The 25,629-nt window shown below is 59.7% G+C and carries 26 protein-coding genes; 17 read left to right on the top strand and 9 right to left on the bottom strand.

From position 1 onward, the window contains the following. The first annotated feature begins 13 nt into the window (after nt 1-13). Nucleotides 14-2,173: a type I secretion system permease/ATPase gene (locus PSJE_RS04960; RefSeq protein ID WP_090453765.1), complete on the top strand. Its 2,160-nt coding sequence runs from the start codon at nt 14-16 to the stop codon at nt 2,171-2,173. 9 nt (nt 2,174-2,182) lie between these two features. Next, the gene (locus PSJE_RS04955; RefSeq protein ID WP_090453763.1) at nt 2,183-3,538 is read left to right on the top strand and encodes an HlyD family type I secretion periplasmic adaptor subunit; all 1,356 of its coding nucleotides are present in this window, start codon (nt 2,183-2,185) and stop codon (nt 3,536-3,538) included. A 137-nt stretch (nt 3,539-3,675) separates the two neighbouring features. Here PSJE_RS04955 and PSJE_RS04950 read toward each other — a convergent pair whose 3' ends face one another. Next, a complete protein-coding gene (locus PSJE_RS04950) occupies nt 3,676-4,272 on the bottom strand; it encodes a tRNA-uridine aminocarboxypropyltransferase (protein WP_090453761.1) in 597 nt (198 codons plus the stop codon). Nucleotides 4,273-4,277: 5 nt separating this feature from the next. After that, entirely contained in the window at nt 4,278-5,171 is an 894-nt protein-coding gene (locus tag PSJE_RS04945) for a LysR family transcriptional regulator (RefSeq protein ID WP_007972518.1), read from the bottom strand. A 348-nt stretch (nt 5,172-5,519) separates the two neighbouring features. On the opposite strand from PSJE_RS04945, the gene speB reads away from it, so the two are divergent. From speB to PSJE_RS04915, 6 genes are all read left to right on the top strand, one after another. Beyond that, nucleotides 5,520-6,470 carry an agmatinase gene (speB, locus tag PSJE_RS04940; RefSeq protein WP_007984912.1) on the top strand — a complete coding sequence of 317 codons (951 nt, stop codon included), beginning with the start codon at nt 5,520-5,522 and terminating at the stop codon, nt 6,468-6,470. 9 nt (nt 6,471-6,479) lie between these two features. Continuing rightward, a complete protein-coding gene (locus PSJE_RS04935; protein WP_090453759.1) occupies nt 6,480-6,902 on the top strand; it encodes a YybH family protein in 423 nt (140 codons plus the stop codon). A gap of 55 nt (nt 6,903-6,957) precedes the next feature. Further along, entirely contained in the window at nt 6,958-8,469 is a 1,512-nt protein-coding gene (locus PSJE_RS04930) for a purine-cytosine permease family protein (RefSeq protein WP_090453757.1), read from the top strand. A 172-nt stretch (nt 8,470-8,641) separates the two neighbouring features. Next, nucleotides 8,642-10,021: a sodium:solute symporter family protein gene (locus PSJE_RS04925; RefSeq protein WP_057715959.1), complete on the top strand. Its 1,380-nt coding sequence runs from the start codon at nt 8,642-8,644 to the stop codon at nt 10,019-10,021. Nucleotides 10,022-10,105: 84 nt separating this feature from the next. Beyond that, complete coding sequence (locus tag PSJE_RS04920) at nt 10,106-10,831, top strand: MBL fold metallo-hydrolase (protein ID WP_090453755.1); 726 nt, start codon at nt 10,106-10,108, stop codon at nt 10,829-10,831. A 70-nt stretch (nt 10,832-10,901) separates the two neighbouring features. After that, nucleotides 10,902-11,153, top strand: coding sequence for a phosphopantetheine-containing protein (locus PSJE_RS04915; RefSeq protein WP_090453753.1), 252 nt, complete (start codon nt 10,902-10,904; stop codon nt 11,151-11,153). An 87-nt stretch (nt 11,154-11,240) separates the two neighbouring features. On the opposite strand, the gene PSJE_RS31905 is transcribed toward PSJE_RS04915, so the two are convergent. Both PSJE_RS31905 and ptrR read right to left on the bottom strand, forming a co-directional pair. Further along, the gene (locus tag PSJE_RS31905; protein WP_007972508.1) at nt 11,241-11,369 is read right to left on the bottom strand and encodes a PA1414 family protein; all 129 of its coding nucleotides are present in this window, start codon (nt 11,367-11,369) and stop codon (nt 11,241-11,243) included. A 135-nt stretch (nt 11,370-11,504) separates the two neighbouring features. Continuing rightward, nucleotides 11,505-12,398 (bottom strand): putrescine utilization regulator PtrR, encoded by an 894-nt coding sequence (ptrR, locus tag PSJE_RS04910; protein ID WP_090453751.1) that lies wholly within the window; start codon nt 12,396-12,398, stop codon nt 11,505-11,507. Nucleotides 12,399-12,502: 104 nt separating this feature from the next. On the opposite strand from ptrR, the gene PSJE_RS04905 reads away from it, so the two are divergent. Continuing rightward, a complete protein-coding gene (locus PSJE_RS04905; protein ID WP_090453750.1) occupies nt 12,503-13,684 on the top strand; it encodes an MFS transporter in 1,182 nt (393 codons plus the stop codon). On the opposite strand, the gene PSJE_RS04900 is transcribed toward PSJE_RS04905, so the two are convergent. Together PSJE_RS04900 and PSJE_RS04895 are read right to left on the bottom strand one after the other, a co-directional pair. After that, on the bottom strand, nt 13,629-14,561 hold the full coding sequence (locus PSJE_RS04900) for a DMT family transporter (protein WP_057715964.1): 933 nt from the start codon (nt 14,559-14,561) through the stop codon (nt 13,629-13,631). The two genes, PSJE_RS04905 and PSJE_RS04900, sit on opposite strands and share 56 nt — an antisense overlap. A 195-nt stretch (nt 14,562-14,756) precedes the next feature. Then, nucleotides 14,757-15,593 carry a CvfB family protein gene (locus PSJE_RS04895; protein ID WP_008018234.1) on the bottom strand — a complete coding sequence of 279 codons (837 nt, stop codon included), beginning with the start codon at nt 15,591-15,593 and terminating at the stop codon, nt 14,757-14,759. 351 nt (nt 15,594-15,944) lie between these two features. On the opposite strand from PSJE_RS04895, the gene PSJE_RS04890 reads away from it, so the two are divergent. The 3 genes from PSJE_RS04890 to PSJE_RS04880 all read left to right on the top strand — a co-directional run bounded on the left by PSJE_RS04890 (nt 15,945) and on the right by PSJE_RS04880 (nt 18,010). Continuing rightward, nucleotides 15,945-16,133 (top strand): hypothetical protein, encoded by a 189-nt coding sequence (locus PSJE_RS04890; protein WP_015096330.1) that lies wholly within the window; start codon nt 15,945-15,947, stop codon nt 16,131-16,133. A gap of 207 nt (nt 16,134-16,340) precedes the next feature. Continuing rightward, nucleotides 16,341-17,063 (top strand): TorF family putative porin, encoded by a 723-nt coding sequence (locus PSJE_RS04885; protein ID WP_090453748.1) that lies wholly within the window; start codon nt 16,341-16,343, stop codon nt 17,061-17,063. A 77-nt stretch (nt 17,064-17,140) separates the two neighbouring features. Continuing rightward, nucleotides 17,141-18,010, top strand: a complete 870-nt coding sequence (locus PSJE_RS04880) for a DUF6279 family lipoprotein (protein WP_090453746.1) — start codon at nt 17,141-17,143, stop codon at nt 18,008-18,010. 60 nt (nt 18,011-18,070) lie between these two features. Here the strand turns inward: PSJE_RS04880 and PSJE_RS04875 are convergent, their stop codons facing one another. Beyond that, nucleotides 18,071-18,463 (bottom strand): transcriptional regulator, encoded by a 393-nt coding sequence (locus tag PSJE_RS04875; RefSeq protein ID WP_090453744.1) that lies wholly within the window; start codon nt 18,461-18,463, stop codon nt 18,071-18,073. A 190-nt stretch (nt 18,464-18,653) separates the two neighbouring features. Between PSJE_RS04875 and PSJE_RS04870 the strand changes: the two genes are divergently transcribed. The 3 genes from PSJE_RS04870 (at nt 18,654) to PSJE_RS04860 (ending at nt 20,860) form a co-directional block, all read left to right on the top strand. Continuing rightward, entirely contained in the window at nt 18,654-19,388 is a 735-nt protein-coding gene (locus PSJE_RS04870) for a DUF899 domain-containing protein (protein ID WP_090453742.1), read from the top strand. Nucleotides 19,389-19,651: 263 nt separating this feature from the next. Next, on the top strand, nt 19,652-20,407 hold the full coding sequence (locus PSJE_RS04865; protein ID WP_158247453.1) for a class I SAM-dependent methyltransferase: 756 nt from the start codon (nt 19,652-19,654) through the stop codon (nt 20,405-20,407). A gap of 177 nt (nt 20,408-20,584) precedes the next feature. Further along, nucleotides 20,585-20,860, top strand: a complete 276-nt coding sequence (locus tag PSJE_RS04860; RefSeq protein WP_090453738.1) for a hypothetical protein — start codon at nt 20,585-20,587, stop codon at nt 20,858-20,860. A gap of 62 nt (nt 20,861-20,922) precedes the next feature. On the opposite strand, the gene PSJE_RS04855 is transcribed toward PSJE_RS04860, so the two are convergent. Further along, nucleotides 20,923-22,263 carry a DEAD/DEAH box helicase gene (locus tag PSJE_RS04855; RefSeq protein ID WP_007972492.1) on the bottom strand — a complete coding sequence of 447 codons (1,341 nt, stop codon included), beginning with the start codon at nt 22,261-22,263 and terminating at the stop codon, nt 20,923-20,925. Nucleotides 22,264-22,455: 192 nt separating this feature from the next. Between PSJE_RS04855 and PSJE_RS04850 the strand changes: the two genes are divergently transcribed. Further along, complete coding sequence (locus PSJE_RS04850; RefSeq protein WP_090453736.1) at nt 22,456-23,754, top strand: mechanosensitive ion channel family protein; 1,299 nt, start codon at nt 22,456-22,458, stop codon at nt 23,752-23,754. 138 nt (nt 23,755-23,892) lie between these two features. Here PSJE_RS04850 and PSJE_RS04845 read toward each other — a convergent pair whose 3' ends face one another. Then, a complete protein-coding gene (locus PSJE_RS04845; protein WP_008018228.1) occupies nt 23,893-24,537 on the bottom strand; it encodes a hydrolase in 645 nt (214 codons plus the stop codon). Nucleotides 24,538-24,696: 159 nt separating this feature from the next. On the opposite strand from PSJE_RS04845, the gene PSJE_RS04840 reads away from it, so the two are divergent. After that, nucleotides 24,697-25,584, top strand: a complete 888-nt coding sequence (locus PSJE_RS04840; RefSeq protein ID WP_090453734.1) for a LysR family transcriptional regulator — start codon at nt 24,697-24,699, stop codon at nt 25,582-25,584. Nucleotides 25,585-25,629 lie beyond the last annotated feature (45 nt).

Raw genomic sequence — 25,629 nt, 5'->3', positions numbered from 1 at the left:
ACGGGAGGGTTCAATGACCAGCATGGAACCCGGCAACACCGGTGTCGATCCGCGCCTGAGCTTCGATGACCCGCTTCTGGACGGTCTGTTGATCCTCTGCAAACTCCACGGCGCGACGGTCAGTCGCGCCAGCCTCAGTGCCGGGCTCCCCATGGCACACCAACGCCTGAGCCTGGACCTGCTGCCCCGTGCAGCGGCCCGGGCCGGTTTACAGGCGCGCTTGTTGCGCCGAGACCTCAAAGACATCTCCTCGCTCAATCTGCCCGTGCTCCTGCTGCTCAACAACGGCCGCACGGCTGTGCTGCGTCGTTATGGCGAGGACGGCAAGGTGCTGATCCTGCCCAGCGAAGCCGACGGTGGCGAACAATGGCTCAGCCCAGAGGAGTTGGCCGAACACTACAGTGGCCAGGCATTGTTTGCCCGGCCGCGTCACGAACTCGAAGACTTGCGATCGCCGCTGGTGCCTCGGGTCCAGGCCTGGTTTCGCGATACGCTGAAGCTGTCGAAATGGCTGTACAGCGATGCGATCCTGGCGAGCTTCCTGATCAACCTGCTGGGACTGATGGTGCCGCTGTTCGTGATGCAGACCTACGATCGCGTGGTGCCGAACCAGGCCACTTCGACCTTGTGGGTGCTGGCGATCGGTTTGCTGATCGGCACGGCTTTCGAACTGGTGCTGCGAGTTGTGCGCGCGCACTTGCTGGATACCGCCGGCAAGAAAACCGATGTGATCCTGTCGGCCACCCTGTTCGAGCGCATCACCGGCATGGCGATGAAAGCACGGCCGGCGACCATCGGTGGCTTCGCCCAAAGCATTCACGACTTTCAGGGCCTGCGGGAATTTCTCACCGCCGTGACCCTCACCAGCCTGATCGACCTGCCCTTCTGCCTGCTGATGCTGCTGGTGATCGGCCTGCTCGGTGGCTGGCTGGTGGTGATCCCGATGCTGGCGTTTCCCATCACCATCATCTTCGCCATGGTGATCCAGATGCGCCTGCGCGATACCGTGCAAAAAAGCCTCAGCCTGGGCGCCGAACGCCAGGCACTGCTGATCGAAACCCTCAGCGGCCTGGAAACCCTCAAGGCCTGCAGCGCCGAAAGCGAACGCCAGCACAAATGGGAAAGCACCCACGGCGCCCTCACCCGCCTCGACAGCCACGCGCGCAACCTCTCGGCCCTGGCCACTAACGGCACGTTGTTCATCCAGCAACTGTCCGGCATGGCAATCATCGTCGCCGGGGTCTACAGCATCATCGCCGGCAACCTCAGCGTCGGAGCCCTGGTGGCCAGTTACATGCTCGGTAGCCGGGTACTTGCACCACTGGGTCAGATCGCCGGCCTGATCACCCGCTACCAGCAAGCGCAACTGACCATGAAAAGCACCGATGCGCTGATGGGGCTGCCCCAGGAGCGCGACGCCAGACAACGGCCACTGGAGCGCACCCAACTGCAAGGCGCACTGGATGTTGTCGGCGTAACCTTCCACTACAACGGCCAAAGTGCGCCTGCCCTGGCCAATGCCAGCTTCAGTGTGAAACCCGGCGAGCGCATCGGCATCATCGGCCGCAGCGGCTCAGGCAAAAGTACCCTGGCGCGACTGGTGATGGGCTTCTACGAACCGGATGAAGGCCAGTTGCTGCTCGATGGTCTGGACCTGCGGCAACTGGACGTCGCCGACCTGCGCCATCAAATCGGTTACGTCGCCCACGACCTGCCGCTTTTGGCCGGCAGCCTGCGCGACAACCTGACCCTCGGCGCGCGCTATATCAGCGACTCACGCATGCTCGAAGTGGCAGAGATGACCGGCGTTACCGAACTGGCCCGGCAACACCCGCAAGGCTTCGACCGGCCCGTGGGTGAACGCGGGCAACTGTTGTCCGGCGGCCAGCGCCAGGCCGTATTGATGGCCCGGGCGATGTTGCTCGACCCGCCCATCATGCTGCTCGACGAACCCACCAGCGCCATGGACAACAGCAGCGAAGACGTCCTGCGGCAAAAACTTCACGGATGGGTCCAGGGCAAAACCATCCTGCTGGTGACCCACCGCACCTCGATGCTGAGCCTGGTGGACCGGCTGGTGGTACTGGACAACGGACGGATCGTCGCCGACGGTCCGAAAGACGCGGTCATCGATGCACTGCGCAAGGGCCGTGTCGGCTCTGCGGCCGTCTAGGAGTCGCCCATGTCTGTCGATCAAGGTTCCCGTGGCTACTTCGACAGTTTCAACAAAAGTGCCGAAACCGAGTACATGCCGGAAACCGCCGGCGCCTCCTTGCAGGACTCACCGCGCTGGTCGCGGATCACCGTGTGGCTGGCGGCCGCGCTGTTGGTCAGTGCACTGGTCTGGGCCAAATTCGCCGTGTTGCAGGAAGTGACCATGGGCGAAGGCAAGGCGATTCCGTCAAGCAAGGTCCAGGTGATCCAGAACCTGGAGGGCGGCATCGTCACTGAAATTTTCGTCCGTGAAGGACAGATGGTGAACAAGGGCGACACCTTGCTGCGCCTGGATGACACCCGCTACCTGTCGAACAAGGGCGAAAGCGAAGCCGATCGCTTTGCCTTGACCGCGCAGGTCGAACGGCTTTCGGCCGAAGCCGAAGGCCGGCCGTTCAAGCTGTCGGAAGAAGTGATCGCCAAAGCACCGCAAGTGGCTGAAGACGAGCGTTCGTTGTACGAACAGCGGCAACGGCGACTGGCCAGCGAGCAGCGCACCCTGAGCGAACAACTACGGCAAAAAACCCAGGAGTTAGCGGAGTTCCGCTCGAAACAGGGTCAATTCAGTTCAAGCCTGGCGTTGTTGCAACAAGAGATGAACATGTCCGCGCCGCTGGTGGGCACGGGGGCGGTGTCACCGGTGGAAATCCTGCGGCTCAAACGCAGCGCGGTGGAGATTCGCGGCTCATTGAACGCCACCACACTGGCGATTCCCCGGGCGGAATCGGCGATCAACGAAATCAAAAGCAAGATCGACGAGTCGGAGCAAACCTTCCGCTCGGAGGCCGCCAAAGAGCTGAACGAGAAACGCACTGACCTGTCGAAAATCACGGCCTCGAGCATCGCCATCGACGACCGCGTGACCCGCACCACCGTGGTCTCGCCAGTGCACGGTATCATCAAGGTGTTGAAGGTCAACACCATAGGCGGCGTGGTCCAGCCCGGCAGTGACATGGTGGAAATCGTGCCGCTGGAAGACAATCTGCTGATCGAAGCCAAGGTACGGCCACAGGACGTTGCGTTCCTGCATCCGGGCCAGAAAGCCATGGTCAAGTTCAGTGCCTACGACTACACCATTTACGGCGGCCTGAGCGCCAAGTTGGAGTTGATCGGCGCTGACACCATCACCGACGATAAGGGCAACAGCTTCTATCTGATTCAGGTGCGTACCGACAAAAACCATTTGGGCGGGGATGTGAAACCACTGCTGATCATCCCGGGGATGGTGGCGACGGTGGACATTATTACCGGGGAGAAAACGGTGCTGGATTATCTGCTCAAGCCGGTGTTGAAGGCGCGGACCGAGGCGATGCGGGAGCGGTAGGCAGTATCTGCAGTAACTGATCTGCCGCCATCGCGAGCAAGCTCGCTCCCACAGTGTCCGTGTCGTACACAAATCTGCGAACGCCACTGAACCTGTGGGAGCGAGCTTGCTCGCGATGAGGCCGGCAAGACCACCAATCATTTTTCAGAATGATTGCGCTGGTAAACCTCCTCCCCCATCGCCGCAATCTGCCCCTCGATCAACGCTTCGAACGGTTTGAGCAATGGCGCAAACGAAGTCGGCGCCTCAAGAGTTTCCAGCGCCTGCACAATCGCCTCCACCGTCGACAACGCCCCCGGTCCCGGTGCCTTGCGCAACCGATAGCGGGACACACCGCCCTCGGCCAGCGTCACCCTTGGCAACGCCGCCAGCAGCGGATTGAGGTGCAACATCTTGCGTGCCTTGCGCCAGGTACCGTCCGGGACCACCAGCAGCAAGGGTTCGTCTGTCGCGGCACAAGCCTGCATCGGTTGGGCATCTTCGCCGGGAAACAGCAACCGCGCCCGATACCCCGGCTGATTCAACAGCGCTGGCAAATCCTCAAACACCTCGCCGACGATCAACTCGGCATTCGTCAACCCAAGCGCCGCCAGACGCGCGGTGTTCAACGCATGATTCACTTCGCTCGGATGCTGCAACAACAGTACCCGGGTGCGGCTGTCGAGGCTGGGAATCAGCGGGCACAGGCAATGAGTTTGCGGGCGCAGACAACGCTGACATTGAATTCTGGACATCGTCTCTACGCCTGATTCAGTTGAGCTTTAAGCAAGTCGCGGAATGTCTGGATCAGCGGCTCGCGGCTACGGCCCCGTCGCACGATCATCGAGAACGGCGCTTGATAACCGAAGGTCGCCGGCAGCAGCACCCGCAAGTCACCCTTGTCGGCCCAGGCCTGGGCGTAATGCTCCGGCAGGTAACCGATGTAGGCGCCGGACAGCACCAGGATCAACTGGGCCTCCATACTTTCTACCGTCGCGGCACTGTGCTTGAAACCGTGGCGCGCCAGTTCGGCCTGGCTCCAGTAGCCACGACCGACCATGCGCTGCTGGGTGATGACTTGCTCGGGAATGCGCCGCTCGTTGAACAGCGGATGCCGCGTGCTGCAATACAACCAGTGTTGTTCACGGTACAGCGGCATGTACACCAGGCCGCTCATGCGCGTGGAAAACGCACCGATGGCCAGGTCGAGACGGTTGTCCTGCACGCCGAGTTGCAATTCGTAAGGGCTCATCACCGACAGGTGCAAGTGCACGGCCGGGTGTTCCTGGCTGTAGGCGCCGATGGCTTCGGCGAACGGCAGGGCCTTGTCGCTGACGGTGGAGTCGATCACCCCCAGGTTCAAGGTACCGCGCAACTCGCCCTTGAGGGCGGCGGCGTACTGCTCGAAGCCTTCGAGTTCGCCCAACAGACGCAGGGTTTCCTGATGGAACAGTTCGCCCTTGCTGGTCAGGCTGAAACCGCCACGGCCGCGATGGCACAGCACCAGGCCAAGGGCTGCTTCGAGCTGGCTCATGTAGGTGCTGATGGCCGACGTCGAGAGATTGAGCTCCTGCTGGGCGTTGGCGAACCCCTGATGGCGCACCACGCTGACGAAGATGCGCAATAGTTTCAGGTCGGGTAAAGCGTTGGCCATGGAAATGCTCCGATCTCGGGGTGACGCGCAATGCTCGATTCAATGCAAATCCTGGTGGGAGCGAGCTTGCTCGCGATGAGGGCGTAACAGCCAACATCAATGTTGACTGACCCACCGCTATCGCGAGCAAGCTCGCTCCCACCAGGTTTGTTCCCGGCATTGGGTTTTGCGTATGGGGTGAAGTCTAACGCCGCCACTTCCATTAGTTTAGAAAAATCTGAACTAAGTATTTGCCCGTAGCGATTCTTCCCGGCCACTACATTTCGCAGAATCGGCCCACAACGGTGCCCTTCCTTCCGTGAACGGCGCAACCGACATAAATAAAACAACGACGATGAGGCCCTACCCGTGGACAAGATTCTTCACCAACCACTGGGCGGCAACGAAATGCCGCGCTTCGGCGGCATCGCCACCATGATGCGACTCCCCCATTTGAATACCGCTGCCGGCCTGGACGCTGCCTTCGTAGGCGTGCCCCTGGACATCGGTACCTCCCTGCGCCCCGGCACCCGCTTCGGGCCTCGCGAAATCCGCGCTGAATCGGTAATGATTCGCCCGTACAACATGGCCACCGGTGCTGCGCCGTTCGACTCGCTGTCGGTTGCCGACATTGGCGACATCGCGATCAACACCTTCAACCTGTTGGATGCCGTACGGATCATTGAAGAGTCCTACGACAACATCCTCGAACACGACGTGATCCCGCTGACCCTGGGCGGCGACCACACCATCACCCTGCCGATCCTGCGTGCCATCCATAAAAAGCACGGCAAGGTCGGCCTGGTGCACATCGATGCCCACGCCGATGTGAACGATCACATGTTCGGCGAGAAAATCGCCCACGGCACCACCTTCCGTCGCGCCGTTGAAGAAGGCCTGCTGGACCCGGACCGTGTCGTGCAGATCGGCCTGCGCGCCCAGGGCTACACCGCTGACGACTTCAACTGGAGCCGCAACCAGGGCTTCCGTGTGGTTCAGGCTGAAGAGTGCTGGCACAAATCGCTGGAGCCCTTGATGGCTGAAGTCCGCGAAAAAGTCGGCGGCGGTCCTGTTTACCTGAGCTTCGACATCGACGGCATCGACCCGGCCTGGGCACCTGGTACCGGTACCCCGGAAATCGGCGGTCTGACGACCATTCAGGCGATCGAGATCGTTCGTGGCTGCCAAGGCCTCGACCTGGTCGGTTGCGATCTGGTAGAAGTCTCGCCCGCTTACGACACCACCGGCAACACCTCGCTGCTGGCCGCCAACCTGCTGTACGAAATGCTCTGCGTACTGCCTGGCGTAGTCCACCGCTGAGGATCGGTCATGAGCGAACGTGATCAGGTTCTCAAGGCCGCCGCCGATCTGGTGTCCGCTTTTGCCCGTAACGATCGCGAAGCCTACTTCGGCGCGTTCAGCGCCGATGCCAGCTTCGTCTTCTACACCCTCGAACAGCCCCTGCTGTCGCGCGACGCCTATCAGGCGTTGTGGGACGGCTGGCGCTCTGAGGATGGCTTCGAGGTGCTCTCGTGCACTTCAAGCAACGCTTTCGTCAGCCTGCAGGGGGACGTGGCGATTTTCATCCATGACGTGGCCACCGAGTTGCGCATGCAAGGGGAGCAACACTTCAGCCAGGAGCGCGAGACGATTGTTTTCAAGAAACAAGCGTCTGGCCAAGAACAACAAGGCCTATGGCTGGCCTGCCACGAACATTTATCCGCGATGCCGGAAGGGCTGCCACCCCCTTAGCCAACACAGGTGACGCTCACGCACGATGAGCGCGCCTTTATGATCGGAGCTGATCATGAATAACAAAAACAACGAAAAAAGCCTTAGCAGCATCGAAACAAACGGGGTCGAACAGATCCCGGACAATGAGCGTGACGCCAAGCCCAGCGATCTGTTTCGCCTGATCTTCGGCGGCGCCAACACCTTTGCCACCGCCGTGCTCGGCAGTTTCCCGGTGCTGTTCGGCCTGTCCTTTCAGGCTGGCGTCTGGGCGATTGTGCTGGGCGTGGTACTCGGTGCGCTGATCCTGGCGCCGATGGGCCTGTTCGGCCCCATCAACGGCACCAACAACGCCGTCTCTTCCGGTGCGCACTTCGGCGTGCACGGGCGAATCGTCGGTTCGTTCCTGTCGCTGCTGACCGCTATCGCGTTTTTCTCGCTCTCCGTCTGGAGTTCGGGCGATGCGCTGGTGGGCGGTGCCAAACGCCTGATCGATCTACCGGAAACCGATCTGACCCTGGGCCTGGCCTACGGTCTGTTCGCGCTGCTGGTATTGACCGTGTGCATCTATGGTTTCCGCTTCATGCTGTGGGTCAACCGCATTGCGGTGTGGGCGGCCAGCCTGCTGTTCCTGCTGGGCGTTTTCGCTTTCGCCCCTGCATTCGACAGTCAGTACGCCGGCACCGTAGCCATGGGCCAGGCCGGATTCTGGGCTGCGTTCATCGGGGCAGCATTGGTGGCCATGAGCAACCCGATCTCCTTCGGTGCGTTCCTCGGTGACTGGTCGCGCTACATCCCCCGTGATACGCCCAAAGGCCGGATCATGGTGTCGGTGATCGCTGCGCAACTGGCCACGCTGATTCCGTTTCTGTTCGGCCTCGTCACCGCCACTATCGTAGCGGTCAAGGCACCGGACTACATCGCGGCCAACAACTATGTCGGCGGCCTGCTGGCGGTATCGCCGAGCTGGTTCTTCCTGCCGGTGTGCCTGATCGCGGTCATCGGCGGCATGTCCACCGGCACCACTTCGCTGTACGGCACCGGCCTGGACATGTCCAGCGTGTTCCCTCGGGTGCTGTCGCGAGTCAAGGCCACGTTGCTGATCGGTGTGATGTCGATTGCCTTCATCTTCATCGGGCGCTTCGCGGCCAACCTGGTGCAGAGCGTGTCGACCTTCGCCGTGCTGATCATCACCTGCACCACCCCGTGGATGGTGATCATGATCATCGGCCTGCTGGTGCGTCGCGGCTTCTACTGCCCGGATGACCTGCAAGTGTTCACCCGCGGCGAGAAAGGTGGCCGCTACTGGTTCACCCACGGCTGGAACTGGCGTGGCATGGGTGCCTGGATCCCGAGCGCGGCCGTTGGCCTGTGCTTCGTGAACCTGCCGGGTCAGTTTGTCGGGCCGCTGGGCGAAATGGCCGGTGGTATCGACATCAGCCTGCCGGTGACCCTGGGCCTGGCATCGTTGGTGTACCTGGTTCTGCTGAGCCTGTTCCCGGAATCGAGCGCAGTGTTCGGTCCAAACGACCCTCGCAGCAAGAGCACGGATTCGCTCGCTAAACCGGCGATGCGTCAAGCCGCCTGATTCAACGCACTACCTGCGGTCAACACATTACCTGTGGGAGCGTGGCTTGCCCGCGATGAACGATAACGCGGTCTGCCTGGCGGACCGCGGCGCTCCCTTCGCGGGCAAGCAACGCTCCCACAGGGATTGATTTTCAGCCTCACATAAAAAAGACAATCGGAGACACGCCACAATGGCTTTGGATTTATTCGTCGTACTCATCTACGCCGCCGCGATGCTGATACTCGGCTACTACGGCATGCGCAAGGCCAAGACCAACGAAGACTTTTTGGTCGCCGGTCGTAACCTCGGCCCAAGTCTGTACATGGGCACCATGGCTGCCACCGTTCTGGGCGGCGCGTCCACCGTGGGCACCGTGCGTCTGGGCTACGTGCATGGCATCTCCGGCTTCTGGCTGTGTGCCGCACTGGGTTGCGGGATCGTGGCGCTGAACCTGTTCCTCGCCAAACCGCTGCTGAAACTGAAGATCTACACCGTTACCCAGGTCCTGGAAAAACGTTACAACCCGATGGCCCGCTCCGCGAGCGCGGTGATCATGCTGGCCTACGCGCTGATGATCGGCGTGACCTCGATCCTGGCAATCGGCACCGTGCTGCAAGTGCTGTTCGGCCTGCCGTTCTGGATCTCGGTCCTGCTCGGCGGCGGCGTCGTGGTGATCTACTCGGCCATTGGCGGCATGTGGTCCCTGACCCTGACCGACATCGTTCAGTTCGTGATCAAGACTGTCGGCCTGATGTTCATCCTGTTGCCGATCTGCCTGTACCGCGTTGGCGGTTGGGATGAGTTGGTAATGAAACTGCCGGCGGCGAGCTTCAGCTTCACCACCATCGGCTGGGACACCATCATCACCTACTTCATGATCTACTTCTTCGGCATCCTGATCGGTCAGGACATCTGGCAACGGGTGTTCACTGTCAAGACCGCCAAAGTGGCTCAGGTTGCCGGTACCGCTGCCGGTATCTACTGCATCCTCTACGGCCTGGCCTGCGCCTTGATCGGCATGGCTGCACACGTACTGATCCCGGATCTCGACAACGTCAACAACGCCTTCGCTGCGATCGTGAAACTGTCCCTGCCGGACGGTATCCGTGGTCTGGTGATCGCTGCCGCACTGGCCGCCATGATGTCCACCGCCAGCGCCGGCCTGCTGGCCGCCGCCACCACCCTGACCGAAGACCTGCTGCCGAAACTGCGTGGCGGTAAACAGTCGAGCCTGGCGATCAACCGCCTGTTCACCCTGTTGACCGGCATCGTGGTACTGGGCATCGCTCTGATCGTGAACGACGTGATCAGCGCCCTGACCCTGGCCTACAACCTGTTGGTAGGCGGCATGCTGATCCCGCTGATGGGTGCGATCTTCTGGAAACGCGCTACCACCGCCGGCGCTATCGCCAGCATGGGCATGGGCTTTGCCACCGCGCTGCTGTTCATGTTCAAGGACGGTCTGGACGCCAACACCCCGATCTACTACAGCCTCGGTGTAGGCCTGGTGAGTTTCGTGGTGGTGAGCTTGATGTCCCGCCGCACGGCAGCAGTGGCCAGCGCTGCCTAAGCTGAACATAACGACTTGATGCTTTCTTCGACGAGTGTGGCGTCGGTTGCCACACTCGTTTTTTTTCGCCTGGAGAAAACGTTCATGAAGATTGTTTCTCGTGACCAGTGGTTCGAGGTGAAACCGCTCAGTGACGGCATCCGCCTGATCCACGAGCCGTACATCCGCCCCTTCTACCGCTGCAACCTCTGGCATATCCAGGGACGTGACAAAGACCTGCTGCTGGACAGCGGCTCGGGCCTGGTCAGCCTGCGCGAGCAACTGCCGTGGATCACCGAGCGGCCGCTGGTGGCCGTGGCCAGCCACTGCCATTTCGATCACATCGCCGGTCATCACGAATTCGCTGAACGGCTGGTGCATCCGGCCGAGGCGGACATTCTCGCGGCACCCGATGGCAACAACGACCTGAGCAAAGCCTTTGTCGGCGACGACATGTTCGAGGCGCACCCCGATTGCCCGCTGTGCTACGCCGAATACCGGGTGAAGGCCGCACCGGCCACGGGGTTTGTCGAAGATGGCGATGTGCTGGACCTGGGCAATCGGGTGTTGCAGGTCGTGCACACACCGGGACACTCGCCCGGTGGCATCTGCCTGTACGAAGCCGCCACAGAGATCTTGTTCAGCGGCGACATCATCTACGACGGCCCGCTAATCGAAGACGCCTACCACTCCAATCTCGATGACTACGCCCGCAGCCTGCAACGTTTGCGCACGCTATCGATCCGCACGGTGCATGGCGGGCACTTCGGCAGTTTTTCCGGGGAGCATTTGCGTAGCATGATCGACCAATGGCAGCGCTCACACGGCTAAAGCCTGCTGTACTCAACGGCAGGAACTGCACCGGCAGGGAGAACTGAACCCACCTCCTCGAAGAACGATCATGAAAGAAGCTGCCCTTCGTGCTGTCGTACATCGCTACATCAGCCGCCTGCTGGAAGGTCGGGATGACTTCGACGACAACGCCAGCCTGGCGCAGTTGGGATTGGATAAAAATGATATCGAAGAACTGATCTTCCATCTGGAAGATGAGCTGGGTGTCACGGCGTTTACCGTGGAAGAAGACCGGATGCTCAAGACCGCCAGGACGGCGAATGATTTGAGCCGGTTCTTGCTGGAGATCGAACGGTACTAAGTCTGGTAATCAAACGTACACGAAGCGGCAAGGGAGCTTGCTCCCTCGCCACGGGAAAACCTTTCACCTGTCAGATGTTATCTGCCATTACCGGCGCCGCTGCTGGCGCCGACGTTGTTCGTCGTCAGTACGAACAGGCACGGGTTGCAGAGGCGGCTCGATCAAACCGAGAGCAACGCCCAAGTCATGCAGCCAGTTTTGGATTTTCTCTTTCATGATGCCCCCTTCAGGGTAGTGCCGAGCGGCCAAAGTACTGTAGCCCCTTCGTACAGATAATAGTCCGAAGTCCTACGCAATGCTCGCGCAAAGTCACAATGATCTGTTACTGAATCCATCAAAATCAGCCTGCGTTCAGGCAATGTCCTGCGCCCGTACATGTGCCGGTGGAAAAACCACCTGTTGCTGCTCGATCCAGGCATTCAGGTTGGCCCCGACCATGCCCTTGCGCCACATCAGCCAGGTGGTAGCACTGGCGAACGGTTCGGCCAAAGGATGTACGGCCACACTCTCACGGCCCGGCAGACTGGCGAGCATCGACTCCGACATCAGCGCCACACCGGAACCGGCAATTACACACGCCAACATTCCCGGATAGGACTCGATCTCCATCGCCCGGCCCATGGCCGCATGATCATGGGCGAACCAGGCTTCCAGGCGCATGCGGTAGGAGCAGCCCTGGCGAAAGGTGAACACCGAGCGACCTTGCACATCCAGCGCGCTGCGCACGGGCGGATGGTCGGCCTCGCTGATCAGCACCAGGCGCTCGTCGCACAAGGGCACCCCGTCGAGTCCGGCCAGTTCCAGCGGGCCATCCACCAGCGCCGCATCGAGTCGACCGGTGAGCAGGCCTTCGAGCAGTTCACCGCTGGGGCCGGATTGTACTTGCAGGTTCACCGCCGGATACAAACGGTGGTAATGCGCCAATAGCCCCGGAAGGTGAATCGCCGCCGTGCTGTACATGGTGCCGAGCACGAAGTCTCCCGCCGGTTGCCCGCCCTGCACCGCCGCGCTGGCTTCATCGCGCAAGGCCAACAGCCTGGCGGTGTAGTCCAGCAGGACTTTTCCCGCAGGCGACAACTGCAAGCGCTGACGTTCGCGCAGGAACAGTTCGACACCCAATTGCTCTTCCAGCTGTTTGAGCCGGGTCGACAGGTTCGACGGAACTCGATGTAGCCGTTCGGCGGCACGGGTTATGGATCCTTCCTCTGCCACCGCCTGGAAGATGCGCAATTGGCTGAACTCCACGACATTCTCCAAAAAAGAACAAGTTACTCACTATTATTCATTTTTAAAGAAAGTCAATCAGTCCTAGCCTGACGGTCATTGATCCTCCAGACGGACTCCAGACCATGTCTCCCCTGATCCGCTTATCCGCCAGCTTCGTTGCCCTGATGATGGCCATGGGCATCGGCCGCTTTGCCCTGACACCACAATTGCCGCACCTGCTCAGCGAAGGCCAGATCGACCTGACTGCCGCCGGGCTGATCGCCGCCGCCAACTACCTCGGTTATTTCATCGGTGCAGTGGATGCCATGTTTTCCCGGCGTCCGGCACAAGTGCGCCGACGCTTGTTCGGCGGATTGTGGCTGTGCGTGCTGCTGACCCTGGCGTCGTTCTGGGCCAATGGTTTCTGGTCGCACCTGTTGCTGCGCTTCGGCACCGGCGTGGCCAGCGCCTGGGTGTTGGTGATGATTACCGCCCTGAGCCAACCCCTCGCGGCAGCGGCCGGTCGTCCTCGGCTCGGAGCCCTGGTCTTCGCCGGACCCGGTTTGGGAATTTTTCTGACAGGTCTGTTGGCCCTGGGCTCGAATCTGCTGGGCCAGACATCCGCCACCTTGTGGCTGGTGTACGCCGCCACGGGGCTGGCGATGCTGCTGGGGATCCTGCCGTTCCTGCCACAACCGAGTGTCACCGCGACTGCTGCACCCAGCGCCAGCGCCTCGGGCAATCAAGGCATCGCTCGCCTGGGCTGGATCTATGCCTTGTACGGATTGGGCTACATCATTCCCGCGACCTTTTTGTCGCAAATGGCCAACGCGCAATTCCATGGCCAATGGCAGGCCGACCTGTTCTGGCCATGCTTTGGCCTCGCTGCGGCAACCGGTGTGGTGCTGGTGAGTCTGCGTCGGCAAAAACCTGGCGCCACGGGTCACTGGCTGATGGCGACGTTATGGCTGCAAGCCGCTGGCGTGTTCGCCTGCCTGCTGGGCAACGGTCCAGGCTTGGCGTTGGGTGTGATCCTGTGCGGCACGCCGTTCCTGGCCTGCATGCAACTGGTGATGCAACGCTCCCGGGAACTGGCGCCCCATGCCACCCAGCGCAATGCCGGCCTGCTGACAGCCTGCTTTGCCGTGGGCCAGCTCAGCGGGCCATTGCTGGCGGCGCTGAGTAGTCATTTCAGTGGCGGTTTACAGCCGGCACTGGTGGTCGCCGGCTGCGGCTTGTTGATCGCCGGCGGTCTATTGCTCGCGCCGGTCAATGCTGCCCGAGGGCTTTGCGCAAACGACGGCGCAACCACTGCTCGGCGCTGACAAACGTGATGCCCGCCAATACCAGAACGGCACCGATGACGAAGTTCAGGCTCAGTTCCTCGCCGAGCAGTACCACACCGAAGGTGACGCCGAACAACGGCGTCATGAACGAAAACACCGCAAGGTTGGCCGCCAGGTAACGGCGCAGCAGCCAGAACCAGACCAGGTAACTGAAGAACGACACGACCACGCCCTGAAACAGCACACTGGCCACCGCCACATGGGTCAGGCTGACATGGGTGATCTGGCCGCTGAGCAGCGCAATCAACAACAAGCCGAAGAAGCCGACAATCAACTGATAGAACAGCGTCAGGGTCACCGGCGCTTCCGACAGGCGCGAGGCGCGCACCACCACCGTGGTCGCGCCCCAGGCGGCACCCGCCAGCACACCCAAGGCATCGCCCATCAACATGCGGTAATCAAGGTTGTCCCAGGACACCCCGCCGGCAAACGCGATGGCAATCCCAATAAACGCCAGGACAATCCCCAGCCATTGCAAGGGCCGCAATCGCTCACTGGGCAGCAACCAGTGCACTCCCAATGCGGTGAAGATCGGCGCGGTGTAGAGGAACACCGACATGTGCGCCGCCGTGGTCAGTTGCAGGCCTTCGGAAATGAAGAAGAACTCCAGGCCGAACAAGGCACCGGCCAACAGACCGCCGCGCCAGGTCGTACCCACCTGGTTCCAGCCGCCCTTCCAGCAGATCAGCAGCCCGACCAGCAACGCCGACATACCGGAACGTCCGGCCGCCTGCATCACCGGCGCGATATCGGCCGCCGCCCACTTGATCATCACCTGCTGCACGCCCCAGATCAGGCACAACCCGACCATCACTTGCAGGGCAAACCCGTCGGCGCTGCGCCGGGTGGCGCTCACCGGAACACCTCGAAGACACTATCCATGGCAAAGACTCGGCAGAAAAAAACAAAGCCCCGGCCTTCTCGTTAAAAAGAAAACACCGGGGCGAAGAATCATGTTGTCGATTATTAACCAGAAGGCCAGAAAATGCCGCCTGCCAGAGACCTCTACTTCTCTGCTTGCGCCATCCTGGCCCTCTGTCTTGTCAGCGCATCAACTGAGTTCGATGCGATCGGCATGAATGACAATCTGGCCATTCTTGTACAACGCACCGATGGCCTTCTTGAAGTTGCCCTTGCTGACACCGAACAGACTGCTGATCAACGCCGGATCGCTCTTGTCGCTCACCGCCAGGCTGCCGTTGTTTTCGCGCAACTTGGCGAGGATCTTCGAGTTCAGGCTGGTGGCCGCTTCCTGGCCGACCGGTTGCAGGCTCAGGCTGATCTTGCCGTCGGCGCGAACTTCCTTGATGAAGCCCTTTTCTTCTTTACCGGCGCGCATGAACTTGAAGATTTCGTTCTTGTGGATCAGGCCCCAATGCTTGTTGTTGATGATGGCCTTGAAGCCCATGTCCGTGGCTTCGGCCACCAGCAGATCCACTTCCTGGCCCGCGGTGTAGTTGGCCGGGGTCTTGTCCAGATAGCGGTCCAGGCGCGCGGTCGCGGTGATGCGACGGGTGTGCTTGTCGAGATAGACGTGCACCACCACATACTCGCCCGCCGTCATCTGGCGCTTCTCTTCGGAGAACGGCAGCAACAGGTCTTTCGGCAACCCCCAGTCCAGGAATACGCCGATGCTGTTGACTTCAACAACTTTCAAACTGGCGAATTCACCGACTTGAACTTTCGGCTTTTCAGTAGTTGCGATGAGTTTGTCATCGCTGTCCAGATAAACAAAAACGTTGAGCCAGTCTTCATCTTCGGTAGGAATATCTTTTGGAATATAACGATTAGGCAGAAGGATTTCGCCATCCGCGCCACCGTCCAGATATAAACCGAAGTTAGTGTGTTTAACCACTTGCAAACTGTTGTAACGCCCGACTAAAGCCATGTCCAATACCCTCATTGCGTGGGCGGCATTCTACCCGGTTTTAAGCGCCGCGTTCGGCAGCCGGCCCGGTGGCGCGAGAAAATCTCCCTGAAGCCCTTAATTTTCCCGGGTTTTCATCGCACCCCGTCCGCTCGTCAGGCCGTTCCGGGCATTTACGCCATGCCCAGGCAAGCGTGATGCGGTATTTTTCCAGGCAATGTTATTAGTTAAAACAGCGGCTTAGGTGCATATTTCGAATATTGGCCGGGGACTAATTACCCCGACCTCACGAATATGCCGAGGGGATATTTGCCAAGCAATTATCAGGCAACTCCTGTACGATGCCTGGCCAAGTTAATTTTCTACAGGTTAATGGCCGCCATGCGCGTAAAAGCATCCACCAGCAAAGCAAAGCCAGCTCCAGCCGTCGAAACCAGCGAATCGATCAACAGCCAGATCGCTGCGTTCCTCAAGTCCGGCGGTGAAATCCAGCAAATTGCCAAAGGCGTCAGCGGCCAGACGTTCGGCCCGTCCAAGCAGATCACCCTGGGCAAAAAGTAATCCCCCTCGCGTCACCTGGTCCCAAAGCGCTTTGAGCTTCGAAGCGCTTGGACTGGAACCCTCGTTACTCCTCCGGCACTCCCTCAAATCCCGTAGAAATCGACGAACGGCCTTTATTGCCGATTATTCGCCGGTATCCTTGCACACGTCTGGATCAAGCGTTTCAGCGGGTTCACCAGCCTGCCCTCGCAGTTCATGGAGTGACGCATGCTCAAATCTTTCTACCTTTCGGCATTGCTCGGCAGCCTGCTGGCATGCTCCGTAGCACAGGCACAAATCTTTCAGCGTGAGCTGGGGGGCTTCGACCTCAAGCTTGGCACCACCCCCACCCGCAGCATGGCCCAGGGCCTGGTCAAACCCTCGGCCGTCGGCTCGTTTCACGGTGGTCTGGACCTGAGCCACGACAGCGGTTTCTACGTGGGCCAATGGTCGCCCAGCATGGGCATCAGCCCGGGGAAAGACCTCGAGATCGACTCCTACATGGGTTTTAAACAACCCTTCGACCAAACCCTCGGCTACGAAGTGGGCTTGATCCGCTACAGCTACCCCGAAGTCACGACCCCTGACAGCCAGGAACTGTTCGGCGGCCTGACCTTGCTAGGCAGCCGTTTCGGCATCGCCTTCAGCAATGACCCGGACAAACAGAACAACACCCTGTTCGCTGACTTGAGCGGCAATCAACCGTTCGGTGTCGGCATCAGCCTGAAATACACCACCCACCAATTCAATACGCCAGTGGCGGTGGATGGCGGGTATGTAGGCAGTTTTACCGATTGGTCGCTGAAATTGTCCCGCCCGTTCATGGGCATCGACCTTGACCTGATCTACAGTGACTCCAGCCTGAGCGGCAGCGGTTGCTCGGCCTATGCCGGACACAACAGCCAGTGCGACGGGCTGGTGACGCTCAAGGCCGAACACGCGTTCTATTGATCGGCTGAACTGCCGGGCTCCTCCCGGGTTCACATGAGAATCAGACCCCGAAGACTGGCTTTCGCAAGGAATCGCCCATGTCCCGCTGGTTCAGACATTTCGCCGTTGTGTTGACCGTTACCCTCGCCCTCGGCGCGTGCAGCCGGGTGGGCCTGGCCTACCGCAATCTCGATGTGATCATCCCCTGGACGCTCAGCGACTACCTGGACATGAACGGCGAGCAGAAAATCTGGCTGGATGAACGCCTGAAGGAACACCTGAGCTGGCACTGCACCACCCAACTGCCCGGCTATCTCGACTGGCTGGACCGCCTGCAGACCATGGTCGCTACCAACCAGGTCACCGATGCCGCCTTGCAGGCCCGCGCCCACGAAGCCGAGCAGGCGATCGCCGAGACCGCGCGGGTAATCACCCCGTCGGCCATCGAGTTGCTGCAAAGGCTGGATGACAAGCAAGTCGCCGAAATGAACGACGCCTTCGCCAAGGATCGGCGCAAACGCCAGGAGGAATACCTCAAACCCTCCCTCGACCAGCAGATCAAGGAGCGCGGCGCGCGCATGGAGAAGCGCCTGAATGACTGGCTCGGGCCACTGAGCACCACCCAGCAACAGCGGGTAGCCACATGGTCCAGCGCCCTGGGCGAGCAGAACACCCAGTGGCTTGCCAACCGGGTCCATTGGCAGAAGCAGTTCAGCGCGGCCGTTGCCCAACGCCAGAGTCCACAATTCCCACAACGGATCGAAACACTTCTGGTCAATCGTGAGAAGTTGTGGACACCCGCCTATCGTCAGGCCTTTGCCAACACCGAAGCCCAGGCGCGTTCACTGTTCGTGGATCTGATGGCTGAAAGTACGCCGAGCCAGCGGGCACGTTTGCTGAAGAAAATTGAAGGTGTGAGGAAGGACTTCAACGACTTGAAGTGCCTGAAAGCGGCGAAACAAGACTGACTGCAACACAAGACGCATGTGGGAGCGAGCCTGCTCGCTCCCCCAGGGGATCACACAACATCAGGCAATCTGCGCTTTCGACGCTACCTCATCAAACGTCATCTCATCCAGCGCATCCTCCTGCTCGTCCAGCACCTGCCGCGGGTGATCATTGCCGGGAATACTGCTGTCGATCAGGCTCAACAAACGCGAACCCCGCGCCGTCAGAATGTAGTTGGTGCCCGTGCCACCTTCGTCTTCAGGTCGCGGCGCGATATAGCCACGCGCCAACAGTAACTTTTCGTACTCTCCAGCCACCGTTTTCAAGTGATCAAGATTTTCAATCGGCTCGCCTTCCGCGGCCTTCTGCGCGGCATGCTGTTCGGCGTAAGGCCGCGGCGTGAAGCTGTGGCCCGCGCTGTTTTGCACTTCATGCAGCAAGCGCTCAATCAAGTCCCAGTTGTAAGTCGTCATCCTGAACCTCCGGTGTCCGTTCGATTGATGCCCGTGCAATTGAACGGGCCTTACAGGTTGTGACCGGTACGCCCGGCCACCGTTCAGCCGGGCGTTTGCAGACGACCGACCGGCGGCATGTCGAAATCCATGCAAGCCAAACGACTAGGCTGTGTAAGTCACCTCCCCGCCCCACGCAGGAGAAAACAACATGAACATTCAGAACCATCCCGTCGTATCGCGGGAAGAATGGGTCGCCGCCCGCAAAGAGCACCTGGCCCACGAAAAAGCCTTCACCAGGGAAAGGGACAGACTCAGCGCCGAACGCCGCGCCCTGCCCTGGGTGAAAATCGACAAGGACTACCACTTCCAGGGACCCGACGGCGAACTGAAACTGGCGGACCTGTTCGGGGGGCGCAGCCAGTTGGTCATCTACCACTTCATGTTCGCCGAGGGCTGGGATGAGGGCTGCCCCGGTTGCTCGTACCTGAGCGATCACATCGACGGCGCCAACCAGCACCTGGCCCACCATGACGTGGCCGTGGTAGCGGTTTCCCACGCACCGTTCGCCGAATTCCAGGCGTTCAAACGGCGCATGGGCTGGAAGTTCGACTGGGTATCGTCCGAAGGCTGCGATTTCAACTACGACTTTGGCGTCACCGCCCGAGCCGAAGACGTCGCCGCCGGAAAGGCTACATACAACTACGAAAAAACCGACGGCGCCGAGGAGGAACTCCCCGGTCTCAGCGTGTTTTATCGCAATGACGCCGGCGAAATTTTCCATACCTACTCCACCTATGCCCGGGGCCTGGACATGCTGGTCGGCGCCTACAACTACCTCGACCTGACGCCCAAGGGTCGCAACGAGGAGGAAATCATGGAGTGGGTGCGGCATCACGACCGGTACGAAGAACAGGCGACCCCCAGTTGCTGCCATGGGGGTTAGCCTTGAAACGGAATCGAGGCCCTCGTCGGAGCGCCGCCCGGAGCCGGCTCGCGCCCACATTGGACTTGTGCTCGCCACGGTCCCCCTGTGGGAGCGAGCCCGCTCGCGAAGAGGCCCAACCCACCCGAAAATAAATAGCGCTCAACCGAAGAAATGACCGGAGAACTGTCATTTTTTTAAGCTACGCTCAAGGCTGTCCGACTGTTACAACACTAAAACAATAATTGGAGAGAATTGTGTCAGGACGACAAGACCAGAATAAAGTGACTGACGAAAGCTATTGGGACAGTGTGTGGTCCCCTGCACAGTCCTCGCTGTCCACCTTGAGCGGTTCAGACTTCTACTACGGGAAAAATGGCCTCTTCGCCAGGTTGATTCATGAGAGGCTTGGCTCGATCAAGGGCTCTCGTATTCTGGAACTGGGAGGTGGCGGCGAAAACAAACGCCTCTTGTCCATGAAAAAATGGATGGACGCAGACGTCACCGCTCTCGATTTCTCCGATGAAGGTCTGAAAGTCGTCAAGGAGCTCTTTGATATCAATCAATGTTCAGGCCACTTCCTCAACGCAGACATATGCAACTGGATACCCGATCAGCAATACGACACCGTCGTTCACTGGGGTGTCCTGGAACATTTCATTGATCCAAGGCCTATGCTTGAGAAGTCATTTTCCGCCTTGAAAAATAACGGCAGATTACTTTTTTCGATGCCGAACATGGAAGCTGTTGGCGCACAACTGTGGAAAAACTGGTGCCCTGAAAACTGGTCAAAACACGTATTCCACTCCAAAGAACTCATCGAAAAAACATTACATGAGATCGGCTTCTCAACAATTGGAAGCTTCCATTACGGTGTGCCTTTCTTGAAAGGTGCTGAGTGGGAGATTGCTGCCATGGGCCAGCGCCCCATCGATCTGTTACAGAAAGTCTGCAGTGCCTCGGCTCGTGTAGTGCCGATTTTTCATAAATATGGAAACAAGCATATTTCAATGGAAAGAGGATTCATTGCGGTCAAGTGATCGAGGCTTGAGTAAACGGGATCGACTCTCTCACCGTTTAGTCGAGTGCAGAAAACCGGACATTGTCCGGTTTTTTGTTGGGTACCCTATACGGGATGCATCCGCCACCTCGGCTGAACTTTTCTTGCCGTTGTCCCCTCAACCGGATATCTGCCGTTACCGGAACAGAGGACACTTATGAAAGTCCTGAGCAAGCTGACCCTCGCCATCACCCTCGCTTGCGCCCTGCCCGCCTGGGCCTGCACCCTCGAGGAAGCCACCGCCAAACGCGAGCAACTGGCCCGGGAAGTGGCCAGGCTCACCGAGCAGAACCCGACCAAGGCCAAGGAGATCAACGACGAGTTGCAGAAAATGGACCTGGGCACTGCCGCCAAGGACCTGCCGGACAAGTGTCAGTTAATCGATCAGCGCTTGAAGGAGTTGGACTCGGCAGAAAAGAAAACCGAGAGTTGATAATCATCAGACATAAAAAACCCGGACAGTGTCCGGGTTTTTTATGGGTCGCTTGCAACGACTTACTCAGCCGCCGGCGCTTCCGGCTTGCGGCGCTTGAGCGGGGCCATGCCGTCCTTGCTGACCAGGGAATCGCTCTTCGGCCGGTTCGCGCTCTTGCGCTTGGTCGGGGTCTTGGCGGCAGTTTTCTTCTTGTCACCCTTGGCGTCGGTCTTTTTCTTCTTCACGCCGACGGCCTTGCCCGAGGCCTTGACCTTTTTCGGTCCGCCGTAGGTGCCTTTGACTTCCTTGATGGTGCGGCGCTCGAAGCTCTGCTTGAGGTAGCGTTCGATGCTCGACATCAGGTTCCAGTCGCCATGGCAGATCAGCGAGATGGCCAGGCCATCGTTACCGGCGCGACCAGTACGACCGATACGGTGCACGTATTCGTCGCCGCTGCGCGGCATGTCGAAGTTGATCACCAGGTCCAGGCCATCTACGTCCAGACCGCGAGCGGCGACGTCGGTAGCCACGAGGATTTTCACGCCGCCCTGCTTAAGGCGGTCGATCGCCAGTTTGCGATCCTTCTGGTCTTTCTCGCCGTGCAGCACGAACGCTTTGTATTCCTGCGCCACCAGGCGGCCGTAGATACGGTCGGCCATGGCCCGGGTGTTGGTGAAGACGATGGCCTTCTGGTAGGTCTCGTTGGCCAGCAGCCAGTTGACGATCTGTTCTTTGTGCTGGTTGTGGTCAGCGGTGATGATCTGCTGGCGGGTGGTGTCGTTCAGCTGGCTGACCGCATTGAGCTGCAAGTGCTCAGGGTTGTTCAGGACTTTGGCGATCATCTCGCGCAGGCCAGAACCACCGGTGGTGGCAGAGAACAGCATGGTCTGCTGACGGTTGGTGCACTCGTCCACCAGACGCTGAACGTCTTCGGCGAAGCCCATGTCGAGCATGCGGTCGGCTTCGTCGAGCACCAGGACTTCAACTTCTTTCAAGTCGAGGTTGCCGGCGTTCAACTGCTCGATCATCCGGCCCGGCGTACCGATCAGGATGTCCGGCACCTTGCGCAGCATCGCGGCCTGGACCTTGAAGTCTTCACCGCCAGTGATCAGGCCGGACTTGATGAAGGTGAACTGCGAGAAGCGTTCAACTTCTTTCAAGGTCTGCTGGGCCAGTTCGCGGGTCGGCAGCAGGATCAGGGTCTTGATGCTGACGCGGATTTTCGCCGGGCCGATCAGACGGTTGAGGATGGGCAAAACGAATGCAGCGGTTTTGCCGCTACCGGTTTGCGCCGTCACCCGCAGGTCACGCCCTTGGAGCGCCAGCGGAATGGCCGCTGCTTGCACAGGCGTTGGCTCGACAAATTTCAGCTCGGCCACGGCTTTGAGCAGGCGTTCGTGCAGGGCGAATTGGGAAAACACGGGTGCTACCTCGAAGAAATGCAAAAAAACAGCTGCATAGGGTAACGGTTTCGAGCGCTCAGGCCGAGTTTCTTTATACAAATGGCGGTAAACAGTTGGTTTTTTGTTGCCTGATTTTTCCCGAAACGTAATACAAAGCGTCTTAAATGCTCTAATCCCCTCTCGCGCCTTACAGAAGAATCGTTTTCGACCATGGATATCAAACAGCTCTGGACCAACGTCCTGGACCTTTGGGGTGCCCTCGACCAGCACCCGCTCGTGCACTCCAGCCTGTCGCTGTTGCTGCTGCTGGCAATTGCGCTGTTCCTCGGACGGGTGGCGCGCTACCTCATTCTGCACGCGGCAAAAATGCTCAGTCGCCAGCCGGCCCTGCACTGGGTCAATGATTTTCTACAGAACAAGGTGTTCCATCGCCTGGCCCAGATCACGCCTTCGCTGGTGATCCAGTTCGGTCTCAATCTGGTGCCGGACCTGAGCAAAACCGGCCTGAATTTCCTCGGCAATGTCGCGCTGTCCTTCACCTTCCTGTTTCTGCTGCTGGCGGTCAGCGCCCTGCTCAATGCCCTGCTGGATATCTACGCCCGCACCGAACACGCCCGCACCCGTTCGATCAAGGGCTATGTGCAACTGGCGAATTTGGTGTTGTACGTGTTTGGCGCGATCATCATCGTCGCTACGCTGATCGACCGCTCGCCGCTGTTGCTGCTGTCGGGCCTGGGTGCCATGTCGGCGGTGATTCTGCTGGTCTACAAGGACACGCTGCTATCGTTCGTCGCCAGCGTGCAATTGACCAGCAACGACATGCTGCGGGTCGGCGACTGGATCGAGATGCCCCAGGTGGGCGCCGACGGCGATGTGGTGGACATCACCTTGCACACGGTCAAGGTGCAGAACTTCGACAAGACCATCGTCTCGATCCCGACCTGGCGCCTGATGTCCGAGTCGTTCAAGAACTGGCGCGGCATGCAGGCTTCCGGCGGCCGCCGGATCAAGCGCAGCCTGTTCATCGATGCCAGCGGCGTACGCTTTCTGCGTGACGACGAAGAGCTGAAGCTGTCCCAGGTGCACTTGCTCACCGACTACATGACCCGCAAACAGGCCGAACTCAAGGCCTGGAACGAAGCCCAGGGCAACGTCGCGGCCATGTCGGCCAACCGCCGGCGGATGACCAACATCGGCACGTTCCGCGCCTATGCGCTGGCCTACCTGAAGAGTCACCCGGAGATCCAGCCGAACATGACCTGCATGGTGCGCCAGATGCAGACCACGGCCCAGGGTATTCCGCTGGAAATCTATTGCTTTACCCGCACCACGGCGTGGGCCGACTACGAGCGGATTCAGGGGGATATTTTCGACTACCTGCTGGCGGTGCTGCCGGAGTTTGGCTTGAGCCTGTACCAGCAGCCGAGCGGTACGGATTTACGGGCCGGGCTGCTGCCGGCGGTGTTGGGTGCGAGTCACATTCCCGAAGCCGAAAAACGCATGATGTAACACTACAAAAAACCTGTAGGAGCGAGCTTGCTCGCGATGAGGGCGTGTCAGTCAACATATGTGTCGTCTGACAGTCCGCAATCGCGAGCAAGCTCGCACCTACAAGGGCAGGGGTACATCCATTTCAGCGTTTGCGGGTTACTTGACCTGCCGCTGCGGCGCCTTGTGCACCATGGTGTAGGCGTAATCCACGCCCATGCCGTACGCGCCGCTGTGTTCCAGCACCAGTTCCATGACCGCCTCGTAAGTGTCCTTGTGCGCCCAGTCACGCTGGTATTCGAGCAACACTTGCTGCCAGGTCACCGGTACCGCGCCGGCCTGAATCATCCGTTGCACCGACATGTCATGGGCCTCTTTGCTGGTGCCACCGGAAGCGTCGGTGACAATGTAGACCTCGTAGCCTTCGGCAAGGGCTTCCAATGCCGGGAACGTCAGGCAGACCTCAGTCCACAGTGCCGCGATGATCAGTTTTTTGCGCCCCGTGGCTTTCACCGCGTCAACCAGTGCCTTGTCTTCCCAGGAGTTCATCGAAGTGCGTTCGATCGGCTTTTGATCCGGGTGCACAGCCAACAATTCCGGCCAGATGTAACCGCTGAAACTTTCGGTTTCGACCGAGGTGTAGATGGTCGGTACGTTGAAGATCTTCGCCGCCTTGGCGAGGCCAACGGTGTTGTTCTTCAGGGTCTGACGGTCGATGGACTGAACGCCGAATGCCATTTGCGGCTGGTGATCGATCAGGATCAGGGCGGAGTTGGTTGGGTTGAGCAGTTCACGAATAGACATGGCGCGTTCCTTTTGATGTCGATACTTTCGAATGAGTTCAGGGTTAGTCGACGTTGCCGCAAGAGGCTTTGCTGTCGGCTTGGATGTCACTTTAGGGGCTAGCCATAAAAGGGACAATCACCTAAAATCGAGAATCATTGATTCCAAAACAGGGACAATATGGATCGCATCGAATGCATGCGTGCCTTCGTCGTCACGGTCGGCGAGAATGGCTTCGCCGCAGCCGCCAGGGCTATGGACGTGCCGCGCTCGAAAGTCAGTAAACAGATTCAGGCGCTGGAAGAAGCCATCGGCGTGCAATTGCTGCAACGCACCACCCGCAGCCTGCACCTTACGGAAGCCGGGGCCGAGTATTTCGAAGCGGCACGGGAGGTATTGGCGGCGCTAGACGAAGCCGAGCAACGCGCCCGTGACGGCATCGGCGAGTTACGCGGTGTATTGCGGGTCAATGCGCCGATGTCATTCGGTCTTCGGCGATTGGGGCCGTTGATTCCGCTGTTTCATGAATTGCACCCGAACATCGAGTTGCAACTGGTGCTCAGCGACCAGCAAGTCGACCCGGTGCGGGGTGGGTTTGACGTAACCATCCGCATCGCCAGCATGCCGGACTCGACGATGATCGCCCGGCAACTGGCGCCCGCACCGCGCATCATGGTGGCATCCCCTGCTTATCTCGAGCGCGCGGGCGTTCCGCAGACTCCACAGGATCTGCGCGCCCATCAATGCCTGAACTACGGCTATCTACAGAGTGGAGTCAGCCTGCAACTGTGCAATGGCAAGGAAACCCAGCGGGTAAACGTCACCGGCCCACTGCACGCCAACAACGGCGACTTGCTCGCCCAGGCCGCCGAAGCCGGCATGGGCATCGCCCTGCTGCCCGACTTCATCGTCGAGGATGCGCTGGCAGCCGGGCGCCTGGTGCCGGTGCTGTGCGAATGGCAGGCCCCGGCGATCACCATCAACGCGGTGTATTCGTCGGCACGGCGGGTGCCGCAGAAGACCCGGGCGTTTATCGAGTTTCTGGTGGATCAATTGGCGCCCAAATGACTTTTGGGCATCCCACAAGGTTGGCGTGTTGCGACGTGACTCAGA

The organism is Pseudomonas jessenii, assembly GCF_002236115.1.
Lineage (GTDB): Bacteria > Pseudomonadota > Gammaproteobacteria > Pseudomonadales > Pseudomonadaceae > Aquipseudomonas > Aquipseudomonas jessenii.
Note: the sequence above shows the minus strand (reverse complement) of the source record. Positions and strands in the feature narration are given on the sequence as shown.

What these genes read in the sequence shown, in the direction of transcription:
- PSJE_RS04960 (WP_090453765.1), top strand. Translation starts at nt 14, where the DNA reads ATGACCAGCATGGAACCCGGCAACACCGGTGTCGATCCGCGCCTGAGC.
- PSJE_RS04955 (WP_090453763.1), top strand. Translation starts at nt 2,183, where the DNA reads ATGTCTGTCGATCAAGGTTCCCGTGGCTACTTCGACAGTTTCAACAAA.
- PSJE_RS04950 (WP_090453761.1), bottom strand. Translation starts at nt 4,272, where the DNA reads ATGTCCAGAATTCAATGTCAGCGTTGTCTGCGCCCGCAAACTCATTGC.
- PSJE_RS04945 (WP_007972518.1), bottom strand. Translation starts at nt 5,171, where the DNA reads ATGGCCAACGCTTTACCCGACCTGAAACTATTGCGCATCTTCGTCAGC.
- PSJE_RS04935 (WP_090453759.1), top strand. Translation starts at nt 6,480, where the DNA reads ATGAGCGAACGTGATCAGGTTCTCAAGGCCGCCGCCGATCTGGTGTCC.
- PSJE_RS04930 (WP_090453757.1), top strand. Translation starts at nt 6,958, where the DNA reads ATGAATAACAAAAACAACGAAAAAAGCCTTAGCAGCATCGAAACAAAC.
- PSJE_RS04925 (WP_057715959.1), top strand. Translation starts at nt 8,642, where the DNA reads ATGGCTTTGGATTTATTCGTCGTACTCATCTACGCCGCCGCGATGCTG.
- PSJE_RS04920 (WP_090453755.1), top strand. Translation starts at nt 10,106, where the DNA reads ATGAAGATTGTTTCTCGTGACCAGTGGTTCGAGGTGAAACCGCTCAGT.
- PSJE_RS04915 (WP_090453753.1), top strand. Translation starts at nt 10,902, where the DNA reads ATGAAAGAAGCTGCCCTTCGTGCTGTCGTACATCGCTACATCAGCCGC.
- PSJE_RS31905 (WP_007972508.1), bottom strand. Translation starts at nt 11,369, where the DNA reads ATGAAAGAGAAAATCCAAAACTGGCTGCATGACTTGGGCGTTGCTCTC.
- PSJE_RS04905 (WP_090453750.1), top strand. Translation starts at nt 12,503, where the DNA reads ATGTCTCCCCTGATCCGCTTATCCGCCAGCTTCGTTGCCCTGATGATG.
- PSJE_RS04895 (WP_008018234.1), bottom strand. Translation starts at nt 15,593, where the DNA reads ATGGCTTTAGTCGGGCGTTACAACAGTTTGCAAGTGGTTAAACACACT.
- PSJE_RS04890 (WP_015096330.1), top strand. Translation starts at nt 15,945, where the DNA reads ATGGCCGCCATGCGCGTAAAAGCATCCACCAGCAAAGCAAAGCCAGCT.
- PSJE_RS04885 (WP_090453748.1), top strand. Translation starts at nt 16,341, where the DNA reads ATGCTCAAATCTTTCTACCTTTCGGCATTGCTCGGCAGCCTGCTGGCA.
- PSJE_RS04880 (WP_090453746.1), top strand. Translation starts at nt 17,141, where the DNA reads ATGTCCCGCTGGTTCAGACATTTCGCCGTTGTGTTGACCGTTACCCTC.
- PSJE_RS04875 (WP_090453744.1), bottom strand. Translation starts at nt 18,463, where the DNA reads ATGACGACTTACAACTGGGACTTGATTGAGCGCTTGCTGCATGAAGTG.
- PSJE_RS04870 (WP_090453742.1), top strand. Translation starts at nt 18,654, where the DNA reads ATGAACATTCAGAACCATCCCGTCGTATCGCGGGAAGAATGGGTCGCC.
- PSJE_RS04860 (WP_090453738.1), top strand. Translation starts at nt 20,585, where the DNA reads ATGAAAGTCCTGAGCAAGCTGACCCTCGCCATCACCCTCGCTTGCGCC.
- PSJE_RS04850 (WP_090453736.1), top strand. Translation starts at nt 22,456, where the DNA reads ATGGATATCAAACAGCTCTGGACCAACGTCCTGGACCTTTGGGGTGCC.
- PSJE_RS04845 (WP_008018228.1), bottom strand. Translation starts at nt 24,537, where the DNA reads ATGTCTATTCGTGAACTGCTCAACCCAACCAACTCCGCCCTGATCCTG.
- PSJE_RS04840 (WP_090453734.1), top strand. Translation starts at nt 24,697, where the DNA reads ATGGATCGCATCGAATGCATGCGTGCCTTCGTCGTCACGGTCGGCGAG.